The sequence below is a fragment of the Actinotalea lenta genome (genome assembly GCF_030586465.1).
Lineage (GTDB): Bacteria > Actinomycetota > Actinomycetes > Actinomycetales > Cellulomonadaceae > Actinotalea > Actinotalea lenta.
Genome location: NZ_JAUQYP010000001.1, coordinates 1 through 18,750 on the forward strand (window position 1 = coordinate 1; position 18,750 = coordinate 18,750).

The window sequence follows — 18,750 nt, forward strand, 5'->3', positions numbered from 1 at the left end:
CTCGGAGTTGATCTGCGGGCCGGGCCGCACGATGATCCGGAAGCCCTTGTCCTCACACAGCGTGAGGAAGGCATCGATGTCGTTGGACGGGTTGATCTCGCCGAAGTCGAACCGGCCGCGCTCGATCTCGTGGGCCTCCCACGGGATGTAGATCGAGATCATCGTGAAGCCCATGCGCTTGACCGAGTCGAGGATGGGCTCCCACGTCTCGCGGGCCAGACGCCAGTAGTGCACGGCACCGCCGTACAGACTGACCTCCTCGCCATCGAGCGCGAGCGCCGTGTTGCCGATCGTCACGGGGCGGTGGGTGCCGGAGTGGTGTGGCACGACTGCTCCCCTTCCTTTCTGGGTTGGTAGTGCTACTTGTTCCGGGCGAGCGCCACCGCGAGCACGATGATCACGCCCCTGATGACCTGCTGCTGGCTCGAGTCGAGCCCCGCGAGGATCAGTCCGTTGTTGATGAGGCCCATGAGCAGGGCGCCGAAGAGGGTGCCGACCACCGAGCCGCGGCCACCGGCGAGCGCGGTGCCGCCGAGGATCACCGCGGCGATCGCGTTCAGCTCGTCACCGGCGCCCCACTGGAAGCGGCCGGAGTGCAGGCGGCCGGCGTAGAGCATCCCGGCGAGCGACGCCGCCATCGCGGAGAGCATCATCACGCGGAACTTGATCGCCCGAGCGTTGATCCCCGAGTACTCCGCGGCGGTGCGATTGGCGCCGGTCGCCAGGACCTGGCGGCCGAACCGGGCCTTGCGCAGCACCACGGCGCCGATCGCGACCGCGAACGCGCTCCACAGGACCAGGCCCGGTATCGGTCCGATCGACCCGGACCCGAAGATCGTGTTGAACGTGGTGTTCAGGATCGGTTGCGGCGCCGAGTCGGTGACCCACTGGGCCACACCCGCCGCGATGCCGAGCATGGCCAAGGTGACCAGGAACGACGGGATCCGGACGAACGCCACGAGGGAGCCGTTGATCGCGCCCACGAGGGCGCCGACGGCCAGCCCGGCGACCACGCCGGGGACCAACCCGAACGACGCGATGGCCATCGCCGTCGTGATCGACGTGAGGCCCGCGATCGAGCCGACCGAGAGGTCGATCTCGGCGCACCCGATGACGAACGTCATCCCGACCGCCATGATCGTGACGATCGCCGACTGGCGAAGGATGTTCAGCAGATTCGTCGTGCTGAGGAACCCTTGGTCCCCGAGCAGCACCGCGAAGACCAGGAACACCACGACGAAGCCGACATAGATGATGTCCCGGCGCCAGTCGAGCCTGCTCAGCAGTCCGTGCACCGCGCCGTCGCGCGCCGGGGCGACCGCGGTGGGGGCGCCGGCGCTCATGCTGCCAGCCCCTGCACGGCCAGCTCGAGGTCCACCTCGGTCTGGATGCTGTCGGCGTCGATGCTGTCGACGATCCGACCCGCTCGCATGATCAGGAACCGGTCGCACATGGCGATCAGCTCCGGGTACTCCGATGAGATCACGACGATCCCCTTCCCGGTCCGTGCGAGCTCGCGCACGATGCGGACGATCTCTGACTTGGTGCCGACGTCGACGCCGGCCGTGGGCTCGTCCATCACCAGGACCTCGGGGTCGGTCCCCAGCCACTTGGCGATGACGATCTTCTGCTGGTTGCCGCCTGACAGCAGACGTGCCGGTGCGTCAGGTCGGGCGACGGCGATGTGGAAGCGCTCGATCAGCTCGTCGGACACCGACCGGATGCGGTCCGCGACCAACAGGCCCCAGCGGCGCATGCCGGTCAGCACCGGGAGGGTGAGGTTCTCGCGAACGGAGTGGTCCAGGACGAGCCCCTGAAGACGCCGGTCCTCGGGGATCAGGGCGATCCCCGAGGCGATCGCGTCGGCCGGCGAGTCGAGACTCACCGGCGACCCGTGCATCCGCAGCCCCCCGCCGGTGATCCGCGTCACCCCGAAGAGCGCCCGAGCCAGCTCGGTGCGGCCTGCGCCCATCAGCCCGGCGATCCCGACCACCTCTCCGGCCCGGACGTCGAACGTGGCGCCCTCGACCCCCGGCGCGCGCACGTCCTGGACCTCCAGGAGCGGCGGTGCGTCGGCGATCTCCACCCGCGGTCCACGTGCGCCGGCGGCGGCGAGCTCCTTGCCCGCGATCCCGGCGACGATCTCCTGCGGCGTGACCTGGTCGAGCCGCGCGGTGAGCAGGTTGCGTCCGTTACGCAGGATCGTGATGCGGTCGGCGATCCGGTAGACCTCGTCCATCCGGTGCGAGATGTAGATGACCGCGATCCCCTGGGCCTTGAGCCTCGCGATGAGCTCGAACAGGGAGTCGACCTCGTGCTTGGCCAGGGATGCCGTCGGCTCGTCCATGATCAGGACGCGGGCGTCCTGACGCAGCGCCTTGGCGATCTCGGTCAGCTGCCACTGGGCGGTGGAGAGGTCCCCGACCTCCGTCCCCGGGTCGATCGCGACGCCGATGCGGGCCAGGATCTCGGCCGACCGAGCGCGCATCGCCGCGTCGTCGATGAGGCCGGAGCGGGTCGGCTCGTCGTCGAGGAAGATGTTCTGCGCGACCGTCAGGGTCGGGATCAGCGAGAACTCCTGGAACACCATGCCGATCCCGGCGGCCCGCGCCGCCTGGATCGTGGTCGCCGTGACGGGGTCGCCGAACAGCTCCACACGACCCGCGTCGCGCTGGTAGACGCCCTGGAGGATCTTCATCAGGGTCGACTTGCCGGCACCGTTCCCGCCCGCGAGGGCGTGCACCTCCGCGGCCTCGACCTCGAACTCGACGTCGTCGAGCACCGTGACACCGTCGAACGACTTGCGGATCCCGGTCATGCGAACTGCGGCAGGCGCAGGCATGGGGGTACCTCCTCGGGGAGTTGTCGCGGAGTTTCGCGGGCGTCAGACCCGCCGGGTGACGGATCGGCCGGCCTGCCCGACCGGCCGGACGGGCCGGCCGGGCAGGTGCGGTGATCAGTCGACGAAGGAGTCGGTGACCTCGGACGGCGGGTCCGTGTGGTAGACCTGCCGCCACGCGTCCAGGACGTTGTCGTGCGTCACGGGCAGGGCGGACAGAGCGACGTAGGGCGGCGCCGTCTTGCCCAGCAGCGCACCTGCGGCGAGGTTCGCCTCGGTGACACCCTGGTCGAACGGCACCTGGGCGCCGAGCCCCACCACCATGTCCTTGGCCGCGAGCGCGATCGCCACGTTGGTTCCCAGATCCTCGGTCGCGATCTTCAGGTCGCTCCGACCGGCCGACCTGGCCGCGGCCATGACGCCCTCGGCGGGCACGTCCCAGACCGCCCAGATCCCGTCCAGGTCCGGGTACTGCGTCAGCCAGGCGTCCGTGACGGACTGCGCGTCACCGGCGAAGTCCGGACCGGCGATACCGCGCTCGTCCACGATCTCGATGTCGGGGTAGTCGGACTTGATCGTGTCCGTGAAGCCCTGGTAGCGCTGCTGGGTCACGAAGAAGTCGGCCTCGTGGTAGATCACGCCGATCTTGCCGGCACCGCCCAGGGCCTTGGCCATCAGATGAGCCGACACCACACCGTTGCCGTAGTTGTCCGCGGACACCACGGACACGTAGTCGGTGCCGGCCTCGAGCCCGTCCGGCACGTTGTCCATGAACACGAGCTTCACGCCGGCGTCTGCGGCGGCCTGGTACGCGGCAGCCGTCGCGACCGGGTCCGTGGGGATGGACACGATGATGTCCGGCTTCTTGGCCATGACCGTCTCGATGTCGGACACCTGCTGGCCGGGGTCGAAGTCGGCATCGGTCGTGGCGACGATGTCGATGCCGAGCTCGCCGAACCGCTGCGTCAGACCGGCGATCTGCGCGTTCGCCCAGTCGTTGCCTCCGTAGTGCATCACGATCGCGGCCGTCGCGCCCATGTCCTTGACCTGGGCGACCTCGTCGTCGGTCAGGTCGGCGACCGAGGCGGGTTCGGGGTCCTCGCCGTGGGGTCCCTTCGCCAGGACCTGGCCCTCCAGTGCGGCGAGCGCCTCGTCTGCCTTGGTCGAGACCTGCGTGTCCTGGGTCGCCGTCCCGGTGGTGCCCGAGGAGCATGCGGCAAGACCCAGGGCGAGCGCGCCCAAGGGGGCGATCCAACGCAACCTGCGCAACATCATCAATCTCCTTCGATCGGTGTGCGTTCGTGTGCCTCCGTCCGGGCCCACCCGCGGCCGGCCCGGATGTCGTGCGCCGCCCCCGAGGAGCGCCCGACCCGACCGAGTGTGAACGTTCGCCCGGCGATGCGTCAACCCTTAGGGCGAACGTTCGCCTATAACAGTTCGGTCACACCGCACGGACGCGCAGGGCCAGGGGGACCAAGGACCCGCCGGCCCGGTGGGAGTGGCGCGCCCTCTCAGGCCGGGTGCGGAGCAGCCGCGGAGTGGCGGACCACGAGCTCCGGCACGGCCGGCGAGTTGTCCACCTCGCGCCCCTCGATGCGTCCGAGCAGGATCTCCATGCAGCGGGCGCCGACCGTCGCGAAGGACTGCCGGACGGTGGTGAGCGGCGGGTACACCTGAGGGGCGAACTCGTTGTCGTCGAAGCCCACGATCGAGATGTCCGCCGGAACCCGGACACCGGCCTCGTACAGCGCGCGCATGAAGCCGAGCGCCATGAGGTCCGAGGCCACGAAGATCGAGCTCGGCAAGCCCTCGGCCACCATCCGTCGGCCGATGAGGTACGCACTCTCCCCCGACCAGTCGCCGTACCGCACTGCCGGCGCGGCGAGCTGGTGAGCGCGCAGCTCGGCCTGCCAGCCGCGCAGGCGGACCTGGCCGTCCAGCCAGTCCTGGCTACCGGCGAGGTGCGCGACCTCACGGTGCCCGAGCTCGATGAGGTGCCGGGTCGCGAGCCGTGCACCGAGCTCTTGATCCTCGTAGAACACCGTGATGCCGAGCTGACTGGCCTCTCCGGGCGAGAGCATCACGACAGGGAGGGAGGCCGTCACCTCCTGGGCCACGTGCGCGAGGGAGACCCGCGGGGCGATGACGACGATGCCTTCCACGCCGCGCTCGACGAAGTCCTGGAAGGTGCGAGCCACGACGGCCTGCTCCGGGTAGCTCATCGTCGCGACCAGCGCCGTGTAGCCCGCATCCCTGGCCGCGGACTCAACCGCTGCCAGCGTGCTCACGGGACCGAACTTCGGGGAGGCGTCGGCGATCACGCCGATCGAGCGCGTCCTGCTGGTCACCAGGGCGCGTGCGACGTCGTTACGCCGGTATCCCAGCTCCGCGATCACGCCGAGCACCCGATCGCGGGTCGCGACCGAGACTCGGTCGCCCCCGTTGATCACCCGTGACACCGTCTGGTAGGACACCCCCGCGACACGCGCCACGTCCTTGAGAGACGGCCGCCGGGACCCCGAGCTCACGGCAACCCCCTCGTCGAGTCCAGCACTGCCACGTGGCGAGCGTTCACATCGTAGGCCCACACGACCGCGGCCGCGGCACGCCTCTCAGGCCTCGATGAAGGCCCGGATCGCGTCGGCGATGAGCTGCACGGCGATCGCGGCCAGCAGCAGGCCGGAGATGCGGGTCACCAGGGTCGTCCCCGACTCCCGCAGCAGACGTCGGACCCCTCCCGCGAACCGCATCGCCAGCCACAGGCACACGTGGACACCCACGACGCCCAGCGCGATCGCGACCCACTCGCTCGTGTCCTGCGCGCGCTGCGTGAACACCATCGTGGCGACGATCGCACCCGGTCCTGCCAGCAGGGGCGTGCCCAGCGGGACCATCGCGACGTTGACGCTCCCGGCCGCGGGCTTGGGATCCTCGGAGCGGCCGGTCAGGAGCTCCATCGCGACCAGCAGGAGCAGCAGGCCGCCGGACGCCTGCAGCGCGGGCAGCGAGACGTGCATGTAGGAGAGCAGCTGCTGGCCGAAGACCGCGAACGACACCACGACGCCGAACGCCACCATCACGGCCTGACGGGCCGCCGCACGGCGCTGTCTGGCCGTCATGGAGCTGGTGAGGGCGAGGAAGATCGGCACGGTGCCCGGCGGGTCCATGATCACGAAGAGGGTGACGAAGACCTCAGCGACCAGCCGGCCGTCCAGGCTCACCGCACGACCTCGAGTCGGCCGGCCCCCTCGATCAGCTCGAGCGTGACGTCGTCGGTCAGGTGCTCGCCGAGCCGGTTGGGCTTGCCCGCACCGTGGTAGTCGCTCGACCCGGTGACCAGGAGCTCGAACCGTTCCGCGAGCACTCCCAGCCTGCGCTGCTCGGACGACGAGTGGTCCCGGTGGTGGACCTCGACGCCCGCCAGGCCGTGGCCCGCGAGCCCGGCGAGCTCGTCCTCGGTCACCGGACGGGCGCGGCTGACCGCTCCGGGGTGCGCCAGGACGGGCACGCCCCCGGCCTCGAGCACCAGCCCGATCGCATCCACGACCGCGGGTGCGTGGTGCGGCACCCAGTACGGCGAACCGGTGGCGAGGATGTCGGCGAATGCCTCCGTGCGGTCCGCCACCACGCCGAGCGCCACCAGGGCGTCGGCGATGTGCGGGCGTCCGACGGTCGCGTCGTCCGCGGTCTGCTCCTCGACGTCCTCCCAGGTCAGCGGGAAGTCCCGGGAGAGCCGGTCGACCATCTCCCTGGCCCGGTCCTGGCGCGCGGCGCGGACCCGCTCGGCCTCGGCGAGCAGGGCCGGGTGCTCCGGGTCGTGCAGGTAGGACAGCAGGTGGAGGCTGCGCCCGTCGTGCCGGCAGGACAGCTCGACGCCGCGCACGAGCGCGACACCGTGCTCGCGGGCCGCCCCGGCGGCCTCCGCCCAGCCCCGCGTCGTGTCATGGTCGGTCAACGCGACGACGTCCAGCCCCGCCGCCACAGCGGCCGCCACCACCTGTGCCGGGGACTCGGTCCCGTCCGAGGCGTCCGAGTGGGTGTGGAGGTCGATGCGCACAGCCGCCAAGCGTATTCCGACCGCCGCCACCCCGGCGGCACCGCGCCGCACCACCCCGCCCGACTCCCCCGGGCCCTGCCCCCACGACGAGGTTCGGGAAACGCCGGCTCACCCCGCGAGACTCCTTCTCCCGAACCTTCCCGTGGGCGACCGGCCGCCCGGTCGGCGCCCTCGCAGTGGGGTGGGAGCATGGGGCCATGGCCGACACCAACCCCCGCACCGGCGGCACCGACGACCAGCCGGTGGCCGACCGCGTGAACAATCGCTCCCAGCGACCCACGTCCGCGGCGTTCCGCCGGTTCATGACCCAGCAGTGGGGCGGGCAGAGCGCCCCGCTGGAGCGCGACCCCGTGGCCGACCACACCCCGGCGCGACGCGCGCGACTGTCCGAGCAGTTCCCCGGTGAGCGCCTCGTGCTGCCGGCCGGTTCCCTGATGACCCGGTCGAACGACACCGACTACCGGTTCCGCCCGCACAGCGCGTTCGCGCACCTCACCGGGCTGGGGATCGACCGCGAGCCCGACGCCGTCCTGGTGCTGCACCCCCGCGACGACGGGGGCCACGACCCGGTGCTGTACGTGCGGCCGATGGCCGGGCGGGACACCGAGGAGTTCTTCGCCGACTCGCGCTACGGCGAGTTCTGGGTGGGCGCACGCCCGAGCCTGGCGGACCTGGCCGAGCTCACCGGCATCCCCGTGGAGCACCTGGACCGGCTCGCCGACGCGCTGGCCAAGGACGCCGGGGTGGGCGGCGTACGGCTGCGCATCGTGCGGGGTGCGGACGACGCGGTCACCGCCCTGGTGGAAACCGTGCGGGCCGAGGACGAGCGCACCGCGGAGCAGATCGCGGCCGACGACGACGTCCTGACCGAGGCCGTCTCCGAGCTGCGGCTGGTCAAGGACGAGTGGGAGATCGAGCAGCTGCGCGCCGCGGTCGCCGCCACCGTGGCGGGCTTCGAGCGCGTGGTGCGCGAGCTGCCGCGGGCCGTCGCGCACCGGCGCGGGGAACGCGTCATCGAGGCGGTGTTCGACGGGCACGCGCGCGAGGAAGGCAACACGGTCGGGTACGAGACGATCGCCGCGTCGGGTGAGCACGCCACGACGCTGCACTGGATCCGCAACGACGGTGCGGTGCACGCGGGCGACCTGCTGCTGCTGGACGCGGGCGTGGAGGCGGAGAGCCTCTACACGGCGGACGTGACCCGCACCCTGCCCATCGACGGGGAGTTCACGCAGGTGCAGCGCCGGGTCTACCAGGCGGTGCTGGACGCCGCCGACGCGGCGTTCGCCGCCGCCGTGCCGGGCGCGCGGTTGCGCGACGTGCACGCCGCGGCGATGGAGGTCATCGCGCACCGGCTCGAGGAATGGGGCCTGCTGCCCGGCACCGCCGAGGAGGCGCTGGACCCCGAGGGTCAGTACCACCGGCGGTGGATGGTGCACGGAACGAGCCACCACCTGGGTCTGGACGTGCACGACTGCGCGCAGGCCAAGCGCGAGCTGTACCTGGACGGGGTCCTGGAACCTGGGATGGTCTTCACCATCGAGCCGGGCCTGTACTTCAAGGCCGACGACCTGGCCGTCCCGGAGGAGTACCGGGGCATCGGCGTGCGCATCGAGGACGACGTCCTCATCACGCCCGACGGCAACGAGAACCTCTCGGCCGACCTCCCCCGTCGTCCGGACGACGTCGAGGCTTGGATGCGAACCCTGCGGGCCTGACCCCAGCCCGGCTGGCCATCCCACCCCCACGCCCAAGGTCGGTGATCAAGGAATTCGTGCTCGGGGAGCGGGCGCGAGTTCCTTGATCACCCTGGGGGGGACTAGCTCGGGAGGCGGCCGGCGTCCTTGAGGGCTCGGCGCAGGAGCCACTCGATGTGGGCGTTGGTGGAGCGCAGATCCTCCGACGCCCAACGAGCCAGCGCGTCGTGCAGCGCCGGGTCGAGGCGCAGCAGCATCGCCTTGCGCTCGCGCTTCGCCGCCTTCTTCGCACCGCGCTTCTTCGCACCGCGGTTCTTCCCGGCGGGCCCGCTCGAGCCGGACTCGTTCGCTCCGGGAGCCCGCGCGCCGCGCTTCGCATCCGCGCCCGGCTCCGGTCGGTCGGCCGGGGCGGGACGCGCGCGCGCCCGGTCCGACGGGGCACCCGCCCCGCCCGACCGGGCGTCGCTCGTCATCGGGACCTCACTGGTACAGGGTCCCGGTGTTCACCACCGGTGTCGCGCGGGAGTCCCCGCACAGCACCACCAGCAGGTTGGAGACCATCGCGGCCTTGCGCTCCTCGTCCAGCTCGACGACGCCGGCCTCGGCCAGCTCGTCCAGCGCCATCTGCACCATGCCGACCGCGCCCTCGACGATCCTCGACCGGGCCGCGACCACCGCGTTGGCCTGCTGCCGCTGCAGCATCGCCTGGGCGATCTCTGGTGCGTAGGCCAGGTGGCTGATCCGGGTCTCGACGATCTCGACCCCGGCCACGGCAACGCGGGCTGCCACCTCCTCGGCCAGCTCGGCCGAGACCTGGTCGGTCGAGCCGCGCAGCGACTCCTCACCCTCGCCGGCGTCGTAGGGGTAGGTGCCTGCGACGTGCCGGACGGCGGCCTCCGACTGGGTCTCGACGAACTCGTCGTACTCCTCCACGGCGAACGTTGCCTTGGCGGTGTCGGCGACCTGCCAGACGACGATCGCGGCGATCTCGACCGGGTTGCCGGTCGCGTCGTTGACCTTCATGCGGGCGGTCTCGAAGTTGCGCACGCGCACGGACACCGACCGGCGCGTGCTCAGCGGCACGGTCCACACGAGGCCGGTGCGGCGCACGGTGCCGACGTAACGCCCGAAGAACTGCACGACCTTGGTGCGGCCGGGCTGGACAACGGACAGGGACGTCCACTGGACGACCGCCAGCAGGCTCGCCACGATCCCGGCGACCGCCCACAGGTCCGAGCCGGTCGTGTCCGGCGAGCCGGCCAGGGCGAACAGCCAGACGGCCGCACCCGTGAGGACGAGGCCGAGCACCAGCCCGGCGAAGCCCTCGGCCTGCCAGGCGCGCCGCTCGCCGATCTCCACGACGGTTCCGTCCCTGCCCACCGGCCGGGCCGGCTGGGTGTCGCGCTCGACGACGGACATGGGGACTCCTTGGTCTTGGCGGTGCGATACCACCGCGCACCCGGTGTCGCGCGACGATCGCGTCGACAGCAGAGTGATATCACATCGACATCGCGCAGACGACGGACGTCTCGGGAGCAGAGAAGGCCGCGTCCGGGAGCCGGTCACCTCGACCACGATCGGCCGCGAACGCCGCCGGCTACGGCCAGCGATCGAGGAGGCCGATCAACGAGGCCTGGTCAGCGCGCCCCTGACACCCCCGCCCGCGGAAGGCGCCGCCGCGCAGCGCGCCGAAAGCTCCGCACCGACGGCCGTCCCAGCTGGGCACGATTTCCTTGATCACCCGTCCGCGGTGGGCACGAGTTCCTTGATCACCTTTCCCTGGTGAGCATGGATTCCTTGATCACCAAGGAAGGGGGTGGGGGTCAGGAGTGGGGGTTGGCGGGGGGTTGCGTGGGTGGCGTGGGGTGCTCGGCCGGGGGGTGCGGGGGCTGGTGGCTCTGCTGCGGGGGCTGGTAGCCCGGCTGCGAGGGAGATGCGCCGAACGGCTGCGAGGGCCGGCCCACGGTGGGCTGCACCCGGCCAAGGCCCGGGCCACCCTCGGCCGTCAGCAGCCCGCGGGCCCTGTTGGCCTCCTCAGCGGCGCACAGCACCGCGTACGATCCCGCGACGATCTGGCTCGCCGACGTGAAGTCGCGGCGTCCGCCGGAGAACGCGTGCGAGATCACCGAGAACAGGATCCCGAACGCGGCGCCGATCGCCATCGCCGCCGGGATCGGCAGCGCCTGCTGCCCCGAGGACGCAAACAACGACAGCAGCACGCCGACCGCCAGACCGAACCACGCGCCGGACATCAGGCCGGCGAGCGCGACCCGCGCATAGGTGACGCGGCCGGTGATGCGCTCGACCATGCGCAGGTCCGTCCCCACGATCGTCACCAGCTGGACGGGGAACTCCTTGTCCGAGAGGTGGTCGACCGCACGCTGCGCCTCCAGGTAGGTGGAGTACGACGCGATCTGCTCGCCGTGCGGCAAGGTCGGAACGCGCGGGATGCGGCCTGAGCTGAACGCCATGGCCCGATTGTCCCTCAGCAATCTGGACGAAGCCATGGGCTTGGCAGTACCTCCGCTGTGCGCGAACCAGGGAACTGCAGACCGGCGTGGTCGCGCCGTCGAGCGTCCCGACGCACGGAGGGGCACCGGGCCGCCGCGCAGCCCCGCCACTACGCTGGCGCCGTGAGCACCCGGGTCTTCGCAGCGCGGCTGGCCGGGACCGCCGTCTTCGACCCCATCGGCGACCAGGTCGGCCGGGTCCGCGACGTCGTCGTCCTGGTCCGGTCCGGCCGCCTGCCGCGCGCGACCGGGCTGGTGGTCGAGGTGCCGGGGCGCCGCAAGGTGTTCCTGCCGCTGTCCAGGGTGACGAGCATGGACGCCGGCCAGGTGATCTCCACCGGGTTGCTCAACATGCGGCGCTTCGAGCAGCGCCCCACCGAGACGCTCGCGATCGGCGAGCTCCTGGACCGGCACGTCGAGCTGGCCGACGGTTCGGGCGCCGCGATCGTCGTCGACGTCGGGCTCGAGGAGCAGCGCAACCGCGACTGGCTGGTCGCCAAGCTCTTCCTGCGCAGGGTGACGTCCGCGCGGTCCGGGCTGATCCGCCGGCGCGGGGAGACGGTGCTCGTCGACACCCGTGACGTGCGCAGCCTCGCCGGCACCGCATCGGTCCAGGGCGCGGACGAGATGCTCGCCTCCTACGAGGACCTCAAGCCGGCCGACCTCGCCGACGTCCTGCACGACCTGGCCGACACCCGGATGGTCGAGGTCGCCACGGCCCTGGCCAACGAGCGGCTGGCCGACGTCCTGGAGGAGCTCCCCGAGGACGACCAGGTGGCGATCCTCACCGGCCTCGACCTGGACCGAGCTGCGGACGTCCTGGACGTGATGCAACCCGACGACGCGGCCGACCTCCTCGCCGAGATGCCCACCGAGAAGGCCGCGGAGCTCCTGGAGCTGATGGAGCCCGAGGAGGCGCGCGACGTGCGCCGCCTGCTCGCCTACGACGACGAGAGCGCCGGTGGCCTGATGACCACCGAGCCGGTGGTGCTCAGCCCGGAGACGCCCATCGCGCAGGCGCTGGCCCACGTGCGCCGCCAGGACCTCACCCCGGCGCTGGCCTCGATGGTGTTCGTGGTCCGTCCGCCCCTGGAGACGCCGACGGGCCGATTCCTGGGTGTCGTGCACATCCAGCGCCTGCTCCGCGAGGCGCCGCACGACCAGATCGGCGGCTACCTGGACACCGAGATCGAGGTCGTGGCGCCGAGCGCTCCGCTGTCCACGGTGACGCGGCTGCTGGCGACCTACAACCTCCTCGCCCTGCCGGTGGTCGACGACAACCGACGCCTCCTGGGAGCGGTGAGCGTGGACGACGTGCTCGACCACCTCCTGCCCGACGACTGGCGCGAGGCCGAGCCGGAGGAGGCCGACCGCGCCATGGACGAGCAGCGGGAGGCCGGCCGTGCCTGACCGCCTCGACCAGCCCAAGGCGAGCCGTCGCTCATGGCGCCCCCGCCTGGACCCCGACCTCGTCGGTCGTGGCGCGGAGGCCTTCGCCCGCTTCATGGGCACCGGGCGGTTCCTGCTGTACATGACGGCGTTCGTCGTGATCTGGGTCGCGCTCAACGCGCTGGCGCTGTGGGGACTGCGGTGGGATCCCTACCCGTTCATCCTGCTCAACCTGTTCTTCTCCGTGCAGGCCTCCTACGCGGCCCCGCTGATCCTGCTGGCCCAGAACCGCCAGGACGACCGCGACCGCGTCGCGCTCGAGCAGGACCGCCAGCGCGCCGAGCGCTCGCTCGCGGACACCGAGTACCTGGCGCGCGAGATCGCCGCACTGCGGATCGCGGTGTCCGAGGTCGCCACCCGCGACTTCGTCCGCTCCGAGCTCCGCAACCTGCTCGAGGACCTCGAGCGCGAGGACGACGAGGACACCGGCGACGCCTGAGAGCCACGGGCGTCACCTCCGCGCCCCTCCACGCCTTCGCACCCCTCCACGCCTCCGTACCCTCGGGGGTACCGACGACAGGCCCACGGGAGCACCCCGCCGACCGACCTAGGATGGCGAGCATGCCCACCGCCGACGCCGTCCGTACCGCCCTGGCCTCCGTGCTCGACCCGGAGATCCGCCGCCCGATCACCGACCTCGGCATGGTCCGCTCGGTGGACGTGGACGGGGACCGCGTCGAGGTCGGCATCGACCTGACCACGGCGGGCTGCCCGCTGCGTGACACCTTGACGCGGGACATCACGGCCGCGGTCGGCGCACTGGACGGCGTGGCGAGCGTCAACGTGTCGATGGGCGTGATGAGCGCGGAGCAGCGCGAGGAGCTGCGCACCTCCCTGCGCGGCGGCCCCTCCCCCGTCATCCCGTTCGCCCAGCCGAACAACCTCACCAAGGTGTACGCGATCGCCTCGGGCAAGGGCGGCGTGGGCAAGTCCTCGGTGACCTCCAACCTGGCCGCGGCGATGGCCGCGGACGGGCTGCAGGTGGGCGTCGTGGACGCGGACGTGTACGGCTTCTCGGTGCCGCGCATGCTGAGCGTGGACCGGGCGCCCACCAAGGTCGACGACATGATCCTGCCGCCGATCGCGCAGGGCGTGAAGGTCATCTCGATCGGCATGTTCGTCCCGCCGGGCCAGCCGGTGGTGTGGCGCGGGCCGATGCTGCACCGGGCGCTCGAGCAGTTCCTCGCCGACGTGTTCTGGGGCGACCTGGACGTCCTGCTGCTGGACCTGCCGCCCGGGACCGGCGACATCGCGATCTCGGTCGCCCAGCTGCTGCCCAGCAGCGAGCTCCTGGTGGTCACCACCCCGCAGCTCGCCGCCGCGGAGGTGGCCGAGCGGGCCGGCTCGATCGCCACCCAGACCCGCCAGCACGTCGTCGGCGTGGTGGAGAACATGTCCTGGTTCACCGCACCGGACGGCAGCCGGATCGAGGTCTTCGGCTCCGGTGGCGGTGCGGCCGTGGCGGAGAACCTGTCGACGGTCACCGGGACGACCGTCCCCCTGCTGGCCCAGGTGCCGATGCAGACGTCGCTGCGCGAGGCCGGCGACGGCGGCGTGCCCGTGGTGATCTCCGACCCGGACAGCCCCGCGGCGCAGGCGCTGAGAGGGGTCGCCCGCGCCCTGGCCACGCGGTCCCGCGGGCTGGCGGGCAAGTCGCTCGGCGTCACGCCCGTCCAGCGCTGACGCCCCGCGCGCACGGCGTGCCACACGCCGCTGACGCACGCCCCACGATGTTGACTTGTGTTCGGATATGACAGATCATGTTCGAGTGCTCGCGACCCAGCGCCAGGAGCTGATCCTCGGCCGCGTCGCCGGCGCCGGCGCGGTCCGGGTCGCGGACCTCGTCGCGGAGCTGGACGTCTCGGACATGACGATCCGCCGCGACATCGCCGAGCTGGCCCGGCGGGGCCTGGTGCGTCGGGTGCACGGCGGTGCGGTGGACGCCCGCCAGGCGGCGCACGAGCCCGGGTTCCGGGCCAAGCTCTCCCGCTCCGAGGCCGAGAAGACCGCCATCGCCCGCGCCGCGCTCGACCTGATCCACCCCGGCAGCGCGATCGGGCTCTCCGCCGGGACCACGACCCACCTGCTCGCCCAGCTGATCGCGACGAGCACCATCCGCCCGCTGACCGTGGTGACCAACTCGTTGCCCGCGGCCGACACGCTGCACCGGGCCGACGACCCGGCGCTCACCGTCGTACTGACCGGTGGCACCCCCACCCCGTCCGACGCGCTGGTGGGCCCGCTGTCCACCCAGGCGCTGCGCGGGCTGCACCTGGACATGGTGTTCCTGGGCGTGCACGGCATGGACGTCGACGCCGGCCTGACCACACCGAACCTGCTGGAGGCGGAGACCGACCGCGCGATGGTCGCCGCCGGCGACCAGCTGGTGGTGCTCGCCGACCACACGAAGTGGGGCGAGACCGGGCTGTCCCGGATCGCCGAGCTCACCGACGTCACCGTCCTGGTCACCGACGCGGTGCCGGACGGCGTCGACCTGCCCGACCTCGACCTCCTGCTCGCCCCGACCCCCGGAGCCTGACCGATGCCTCCCGTCCGCCCCGCCGCCATCCGTCGCACCGCCACCACACTGGCCGACGGACGCGAGCTGATCTACTTCGACGACTCCGAGCCCTACGTCTCCGGACAGCGCACCCGGCGCCTCGACGACCCGCGACCGTTGCCCGACCGCTTCGCGCCGATCCCCCAGCCCGACGGGTCCCTCGCCCCGGTCACCGGACCGCAGATGCGGCGTGACCCCCTGACCGGCGACTGGATCCCGATGGCCGGCCACCGGATGAACCGCACGTTCATGCCGTCGGCCGACGCGTGCCCGCTGTGCCCGGCCCGCGAGGACGCCGACTACTCCGACGGCGAGATCCCCGCCACCGACTACGACGTCGCCGTCTTCGAGAACCGTTTCCCCGCGCTGCTCGCCGTGCCGGGCGCGCCGCCCGAGCCGTGGGCGGTGGACGGCGAGGAGCTGTGGCAGGCCCGCCCGGCCTCCGGACGCTGCGAGGTGGTGTGCTTCAGCTCCGACCACGACTCCTCGTTCGCCGATCTCACCCCCGGGCGGGTCCGCACGATCGTGGAGGCCTGGGCCGACCGCACCGCCGCGCTGTCCGAGCTGCCCGGCGTGCAGCAGGTGTTCTGCTTCGAGAACCGCGGCCCGGAGATCGGCGTCACGCTCCCACACCCGCACGGCCAGATCTACGCCTTCGGCTACGTCACCCCCCGCACCCGGACGATGCTCGAGCGCGCCGCCGAGCACCGCGCCGCGACCGGCGGCCATCTGCTGCGCGACGTGCTCGAGGCCGAGCTACGCGCCGGCGTGCGCATCGTCGCCGAGTCCGAGCACTGGGTCGGCTACGTCCCGGCCGCGGCCCGCTGGCCCGTCGAGGTGCACCTGGCACCGCGGCGGGACGTGCTCGACCTGCCCGGCCTGACCGACGCCGAACGCGACGACCTGGCCGTGACCTACCTCGAGCTCCTGCGCCGGCTCGACCGGTTCTTCGTCGACGGCGCGGGAGCACCCGTTCCGTTGCCCTACGTCGCGGGCTGGCACCAGGCGGTGCTGGGCGAGGGACGCGAGCTCGGGCGCCTGCACCTCCAGCTGCTCTCGGTGCGCCGCGCCCCGGGCAAGCTCAAGTACCTCGCCGGCGTCGAGTCCGGGATGGCGTCGTGGATCTCCGACACCACCCCGGAGCGCGTCGCCGCCCGACTGCAGGAGCTGGCGTGACGGCCGCGCGGGTCCGGGCCTGGGACCCGGCCGACGGGGCGCGGCGCGCGACCGAGCTGTTCCGGGCGCGGTTCGCCGCCGAGCCGGACGGCGTGTGGTCCGCGCCGGGCCGGGTCAACCTGATCGGCGAGCACACCGACTACAACGGCGGCCTGTGCCTGCCGATCGCGCTGCCGCACCGCACGTACGTCGCCCTGGGCACCGCCGACGACGGTCGGGTGCGCCTGACCTCGGCACAGGAGGACCGCTCGACGTGGGAGATGCCGCTGGCCTCCGTCGTCCCCGGCGCCGTCGACGGTTGGCCCGGGTACGCCGCGGGCGTGGCCTGGTCGCTCACGGTCGAGCAGCCCGACGCGCGGCTGGGCGGGTTCGCCGCCGCGGTGGACTCCTGCGTGCCCTACGGCGCGGGGCTGTCCTCCTCCGCGGCGCTCGAGTGCGCGGTGGCCGTCGCGCTGGACGACGTGTTCGCCGTGGGGCTCGCGGCCACGGACGCCGGGCGTGCGCGGCTGGCGCACGCCTGCATCCGGGCGGAGAACGAGGTGGCCGGCGCCGCCACCGGCGGGATGGACCAGACGGCAGCCCTGCGAGCGTCGGCCGGTCACGCGCTGCTGTACGACACCCGGGACGGCTCCGTGCAGCACCTCCCGTTCGACCTCGCCGCACACGGGCTGGCGCTGCTCGTGGTGGACACCCGCGCGCCGCACCGGCTGGTCGACGGGCAGTACGCCGCCCGGCGGGACACCTGCGCCGCAGCGGCACTGCACCTGGGGGTGGACACGCTGCGTGAGGTGACCGACCTGGACGCCGCGCTGGCCGCGCTCGACACCGAGCTGACCAGCCCCGCAGGAGCCACGGTGGCACCCGAGGTGCTGCGCGCCCGCACGCGGCACGTCGTCACCGAGATCGCCCGGGTGGAGCGGTTCGTCGAGCTGCTCGCGCAGGGTCGCGTGGCCGAGGTCGGCCCGCTGCTCGACGCCTCGCACGCCTCGCTGCGGGACGACTACCAGGTGTCCTGCGCCGAGCTGGACGTGGCGGTCGAGGCGGCCCGGGGCGCCGGCGCGCTGGGGGCGCGGATGACGGGCGGCGGGTTCGGTGGCTCGGCGATCGCGCTGGTGCCGGTCGACGCGGTCGACGCGGTCGCGGCGGCGGTGAGCACGGCCTTCGACGCCGCAGGGTTCACCGCGCCGGCCTTCCTGGTCGCCGACGCGGCCGGACCTGCCGGGCGCACGGCGTAGCCCCTGGGATGCTGGCCCGATGGCACACCTGCGCTGCGACTTCTTCTCCGACACCCTGGCCCTGTCCACCTCCATGACTGTGCTGCTCCCGCAGCCGACCAGCGGGCAGATCGGCATGGCCGGTGCCGCGTCCGAGCAGCCGCCTCCCGTGCTGTACCTGCTGCACGGGCTCTCCGACGACGACACCGTGTGGCTGCGCCGTACCTCGATCGAACGCTACGTCGCCGACCTGGGCCTCGCGGTCGTGATGCCGCAGGTGCATCGGAGCTTCTACGTCGACGGCGCGCACACCGGTGCCTACTGGGCGTTCGTCGCCGAAGAGCTGCCGCACATCGTCCAGCGGTTCTTCCGGGTGTCCGACGCGCGGGAGGACACGTTCGTCGCCGGCCTCTCGATGGGCGGCTACGGGGCCATGCGCCTCGCGCTGCACCGGCCGGAGCGGTTCGCGGCAGCCGCCAGCCTGTCCGGTGCGCTGGACGTCGCCGAGCTCGCCGAGCACGACGACCTCGACGTGTTCCGGCACATCGTGGCGGACACCCCGATCGCCGGGTCCGACGACGACCTGTTCGCGCAGCTCGACCGGGTCGACCCGGCGCGCATCCCGCCCCTGCACGTCACCTGCGGAACGCAGGACGCGCTCCTCGGGCACAGCGAGCGGTTCGTCGCGCGTGCGCAGGAGCGCGGCCTCAGCGTGACGAGCGCGTTCGGCCCCGGCGACCACGAGTGGGCGGTGTGGGACCGGGCCATCCAGGACGTCCTGGACTGGTTGCCGCTGCGCTGACGCGCGTCCCGACCGCGATCGCCGGTCGCGGCACAGATCGGCACCCACAGCACCAGGCCCAGCGGCGCCGATCATGGCGCGGGGCTCAGCCGCCGATCAGCTCCTCGGCCTCGCGCACCACGGCTGCGGCGACGTCGTCGACGATCGCCTCGCAGGCGGTCCACGCGACGTCCTCACCGACGGCGGACCCGGCCGCGTTCGCGTCCAGCCCGTACAGGAACGCCTTCGCGAGCGCGCCCTCGGAGTCCTCGAACATCAACGGGGCGAGCACGGCGAAGCGCTCGGCCCACAGCGGGCCGTATGTGCGCTCGATCCGGGCGTGCGCCTCCGCGTACCCGGGCTCCCTCGTGACGTCCATGCTCCGGTCATCGGCACGGGGGCGCGATACCTGAGCCCCTCCCGCCATCGATTTCTCCGGTGCTGGCCGGTTGGGACCGTCGTGGTCG

At 72.4% G+C, this 18,750-nt stretch carries 19 protein-coding genes; 8 read left to right on the forward strand and 11 right to left on the reverse strand.

The annotated features are described in order from the left end of the window. The 7 genes from Q6348_RS00005 to Q6348_RS00035 form a co-directional block, all read right to left on the reverse strand. Window positions 1-327, reverse strand: a 327-nt coding sequence (locus tag Q6348_RS00005; RefSeq protein WP_304599290.1) for a beta-galactosidase, incomplete at its 3' end; no start/stop codon positions are given. A gap of 32 nt (window positions 328-359) precedes the next feature. Then, window positions 360-1,343, reverse strand: coding sequence for an ABC transporter permease (locus Q6348_RS00010; protein WP_304599291.1), 984 nt, complete (start codon window positions 1,341-1,343; stop codon window positions 360-362). Beyond that, window positions 1,340-2,842 carry a sugar ABC transporter ATP-binding protein gene (locus Q6348_RS00015; RefSeq protein ID WP_304599292.1) on the reverse strand — a complete coding sequence of 501 codons (1,503 nt, stop codon included), beginning with the start codon at window positions 2,840-2,842 and terminating at the stop codon, window positions 1,340-1,342. The genes Q6348_RS00010 and Q6348_RS00015 overlap by 4 nt, the downstream gene beginning before the upstream one ends. A gap of 114 nt (window positions 2,843-2,956) precedes the next feature. Further along, window positions 2,957-4,114, reverse strand: a complete 1,158-nt coding sequence (locus Q6348_RS00020) for a substrate-binding domain-containing protein (RefSeq protein WP_304599293.1) — start codon at window positions 4,112-4,114, stop codon at window positions 2,957-2,959. A 236-nt stretch (window positions 4,115-4,350) separates the two neighbouring features. Next, window positions 4,351-5,367, reverse strand: a complete 1,017-nt coding sequence (locus tag Q6348_RS00025; RefSeq protein WP_304599294.1) for a LacI family DNA-binding transcriptional regulator — start codon at window positions 5,365-5,367, stop codon at window positions 4,351-4,353. Window positions 5,368-5,451: 84 nt separating this feature from the next. Next, window positions 5,452-6,054: a MarC family protein gene (locus Q6348_RS00030; RefSeq protein WP_304601871.1), complete on the reverse strand. Its 603-nt coding sequence runs from the start codon at window positions 6,052-6,054 to the stop codon at window positions 5,452-5,454. Window positions 6,055-6,056: 2 nt separating this feature from the next. After that, window positions 6,057-6,896 carry a PHP domain-containing protein gene (locus Q6348_RS00035; RefSeq protein WP_304599295.1) on the reverse strand — a complete coding sequence of 280 codons (840 nt, stop codon included), beginning with the start codon at window positions 6,894-6,896 and terminating at the stop codon, window positions 6,057-6,059. A 197-nt stretch (window positions 6,897-7,093) separates the two neighbouring features. On the opposite strand from Q6348_RS00035, the gene Q6348_RS00040 reads away from it, so the two are divergent. Next, entirely contained in the window at window positions 7,094-8,614 is a 1,521-nt protein-coding gene (locus Q6348_RS00040; protein WP_304599296.1) for an aminopeptidase P family protein, read from the forward strand. 101 nt (window positions 8,615-8,715) lie between these two features. Here Q6348_RS00040 and Q6348_RS00045 read toward each other — a convergent pair whose 3' ends face one another. From Q6348_RS00045 to Q6348_RS00055, 3 genes are all read right to left on the reverse strand, one after another. Continuing rightward, window positions 8,716-9,066: a type II toxin-antitoxin system antitoxin gene (locus Q6348_RS00045; protein ID WP_304599297.1), complete on the reverse strand. Its 351-nt coding sequence runs from the start codon at window positions 9,064-9,066 to the stop codon at window positions 8,716-8,718. Between the two features lie 7 nt (window positions 9,067-9,073). Continuing rightward, the gene (locus Q6348_RS00050) at window positions 9,074-10,012 is read right to left on the reverse strand and encodes an SPFH domain-containing protein (RefSeq protein WP_304599298.1); all 939 of its coding nucleotides are present in this window, start codon (window positions 10,010-10,012) and stop codon (window positions 9,074-9,076) included. A 404-nt stretch (window positions 10,013-10,416) separates the two neighbouring features. Further along, the gene (locus Q6348_RS00055; protein WP_304599299.1) at window positions 10,417-11,064 is read right to left on the reverse strand and encodes a YflT domain-containing protein; all 648 of its coding nucleotides are present in this window, start codon (window positions 11,062-11,064) and stop codon (window positions 10,417-10,419) included. A gap of 162 nt (window positions 11,065-11,226) precedes the next feature. Here Q6348_RS00055 and Q6348_RS00060 point away from each other — a divergent pair, with 162 nt between their 5' ends. The 7 genes from Q6348_RS00060 to Q6348_RS00090 all read left to right on the forward strand — a co-directional run bounded on the left by Q6348_RS00060 (window position 11,227) and on the right by Q6348_RS00090 (window position 18,304). Beyond that, window positions 11,227-12,513 carry a magnesium transporter MgtE N-terminal domain-containing protein gene (locus tag Q6348_RS00060; RefSeq protein WP_304599300.1) on the forward strand — a complete coding sequence of 429 codons (1,287 nt, stop codon included), beginning with the start codon at window positions 11,227-11,229 and terminating at the stop codon, window positions 12,511-12,513. Then, entirely contained in the window at window positions 12,506-12,991 is a 486-nt protein-coding gene (locus Q6348_RS00065; RefSeq protein WP_304599301.1) for a DUF1003 domain-containing protein, read from the forward strand. Before Q6348_RS00060 ends, Q6348_RS00065 begins: the two co-directional genes overlap by 8 nt. Before the next feature lie 122 nt (window positions 12,992-13,113). Then, entirely contained in the window at window positions 13,114-14,235 is a 1,122-nt protein-coding gene (locus Q6348_RS00070; protein ID WP_304599302.1) for an Mrp/NBP35 family ATP-binding protein, read from the forward strand. Between the two features lie 85 nt (window positions 14,236-14,320). Then, complete coding sequence (locus Q6348_RS00075; RefSeq protein WP_304599303.1) at window positions 14,321-15,091, forward strand: DeoR/GlpR family DNA-binding transcription regulator; 771 nt, start codon at window positions 14,321-14,323, stop codon at window positions 15,089-15,091. A 3-nt stretch (window positions 15,092-15,094) separates the two neighbouring features. Then, the gene (galT, locus tag Q6348_RS00080; RefSeq protein WP_304599304.1) at window positions 15,095-16,288 is read left to right on the forward strand and encodes a galactose-1-phosphate uridylyltransferase; all 1,194 of its coding nucleotides are present in this window, start codon (window positions 15,095-15,097) and stop codon (window positions 16,286-16,288) included. Then, entirely contained in the window at window positions 16,285-17,523 is a 1,239-nt protein-coding gene (gene galK, locus Q6348_RS00085) for a galactokinase (RefSeq protein WP_304599305.1), read from the forward strand. Before galT ends, galK begins: the two co-directional genes overlap by 4 nt. A 19-nt stretch (window positions 17,524-17,542) precedes the next feature. Next, window positions 17,543-18,304, forward strand: coding sequence for an alpha/beta hydrolase (locus tag Q6348_RS00090; protein WP_304599306.1), 762 nt, complete (start codon window positions 17,543-17,545; stop codon window positions 18,302-18,304). An 85-nt stretch (window positions 18,305-18,389) separates the two neighbouring features. Here Q6348_RS00090 and Q6348_RS00095 read toward each other — a convergent pair whose 3' ends face one another. Beyond that, complete coding sequence (locus Q6348_RS00095; protein ID WP_304599307.1) at window positions 18,390-18,662, reverse strand: hypothetical protein; 273 nt, start codon at window positions 18,660-18,662, stop codon at window positions 18,390-18,392. Window positions 18,663-18,750 lie beyond the last annotated feature (88 nt).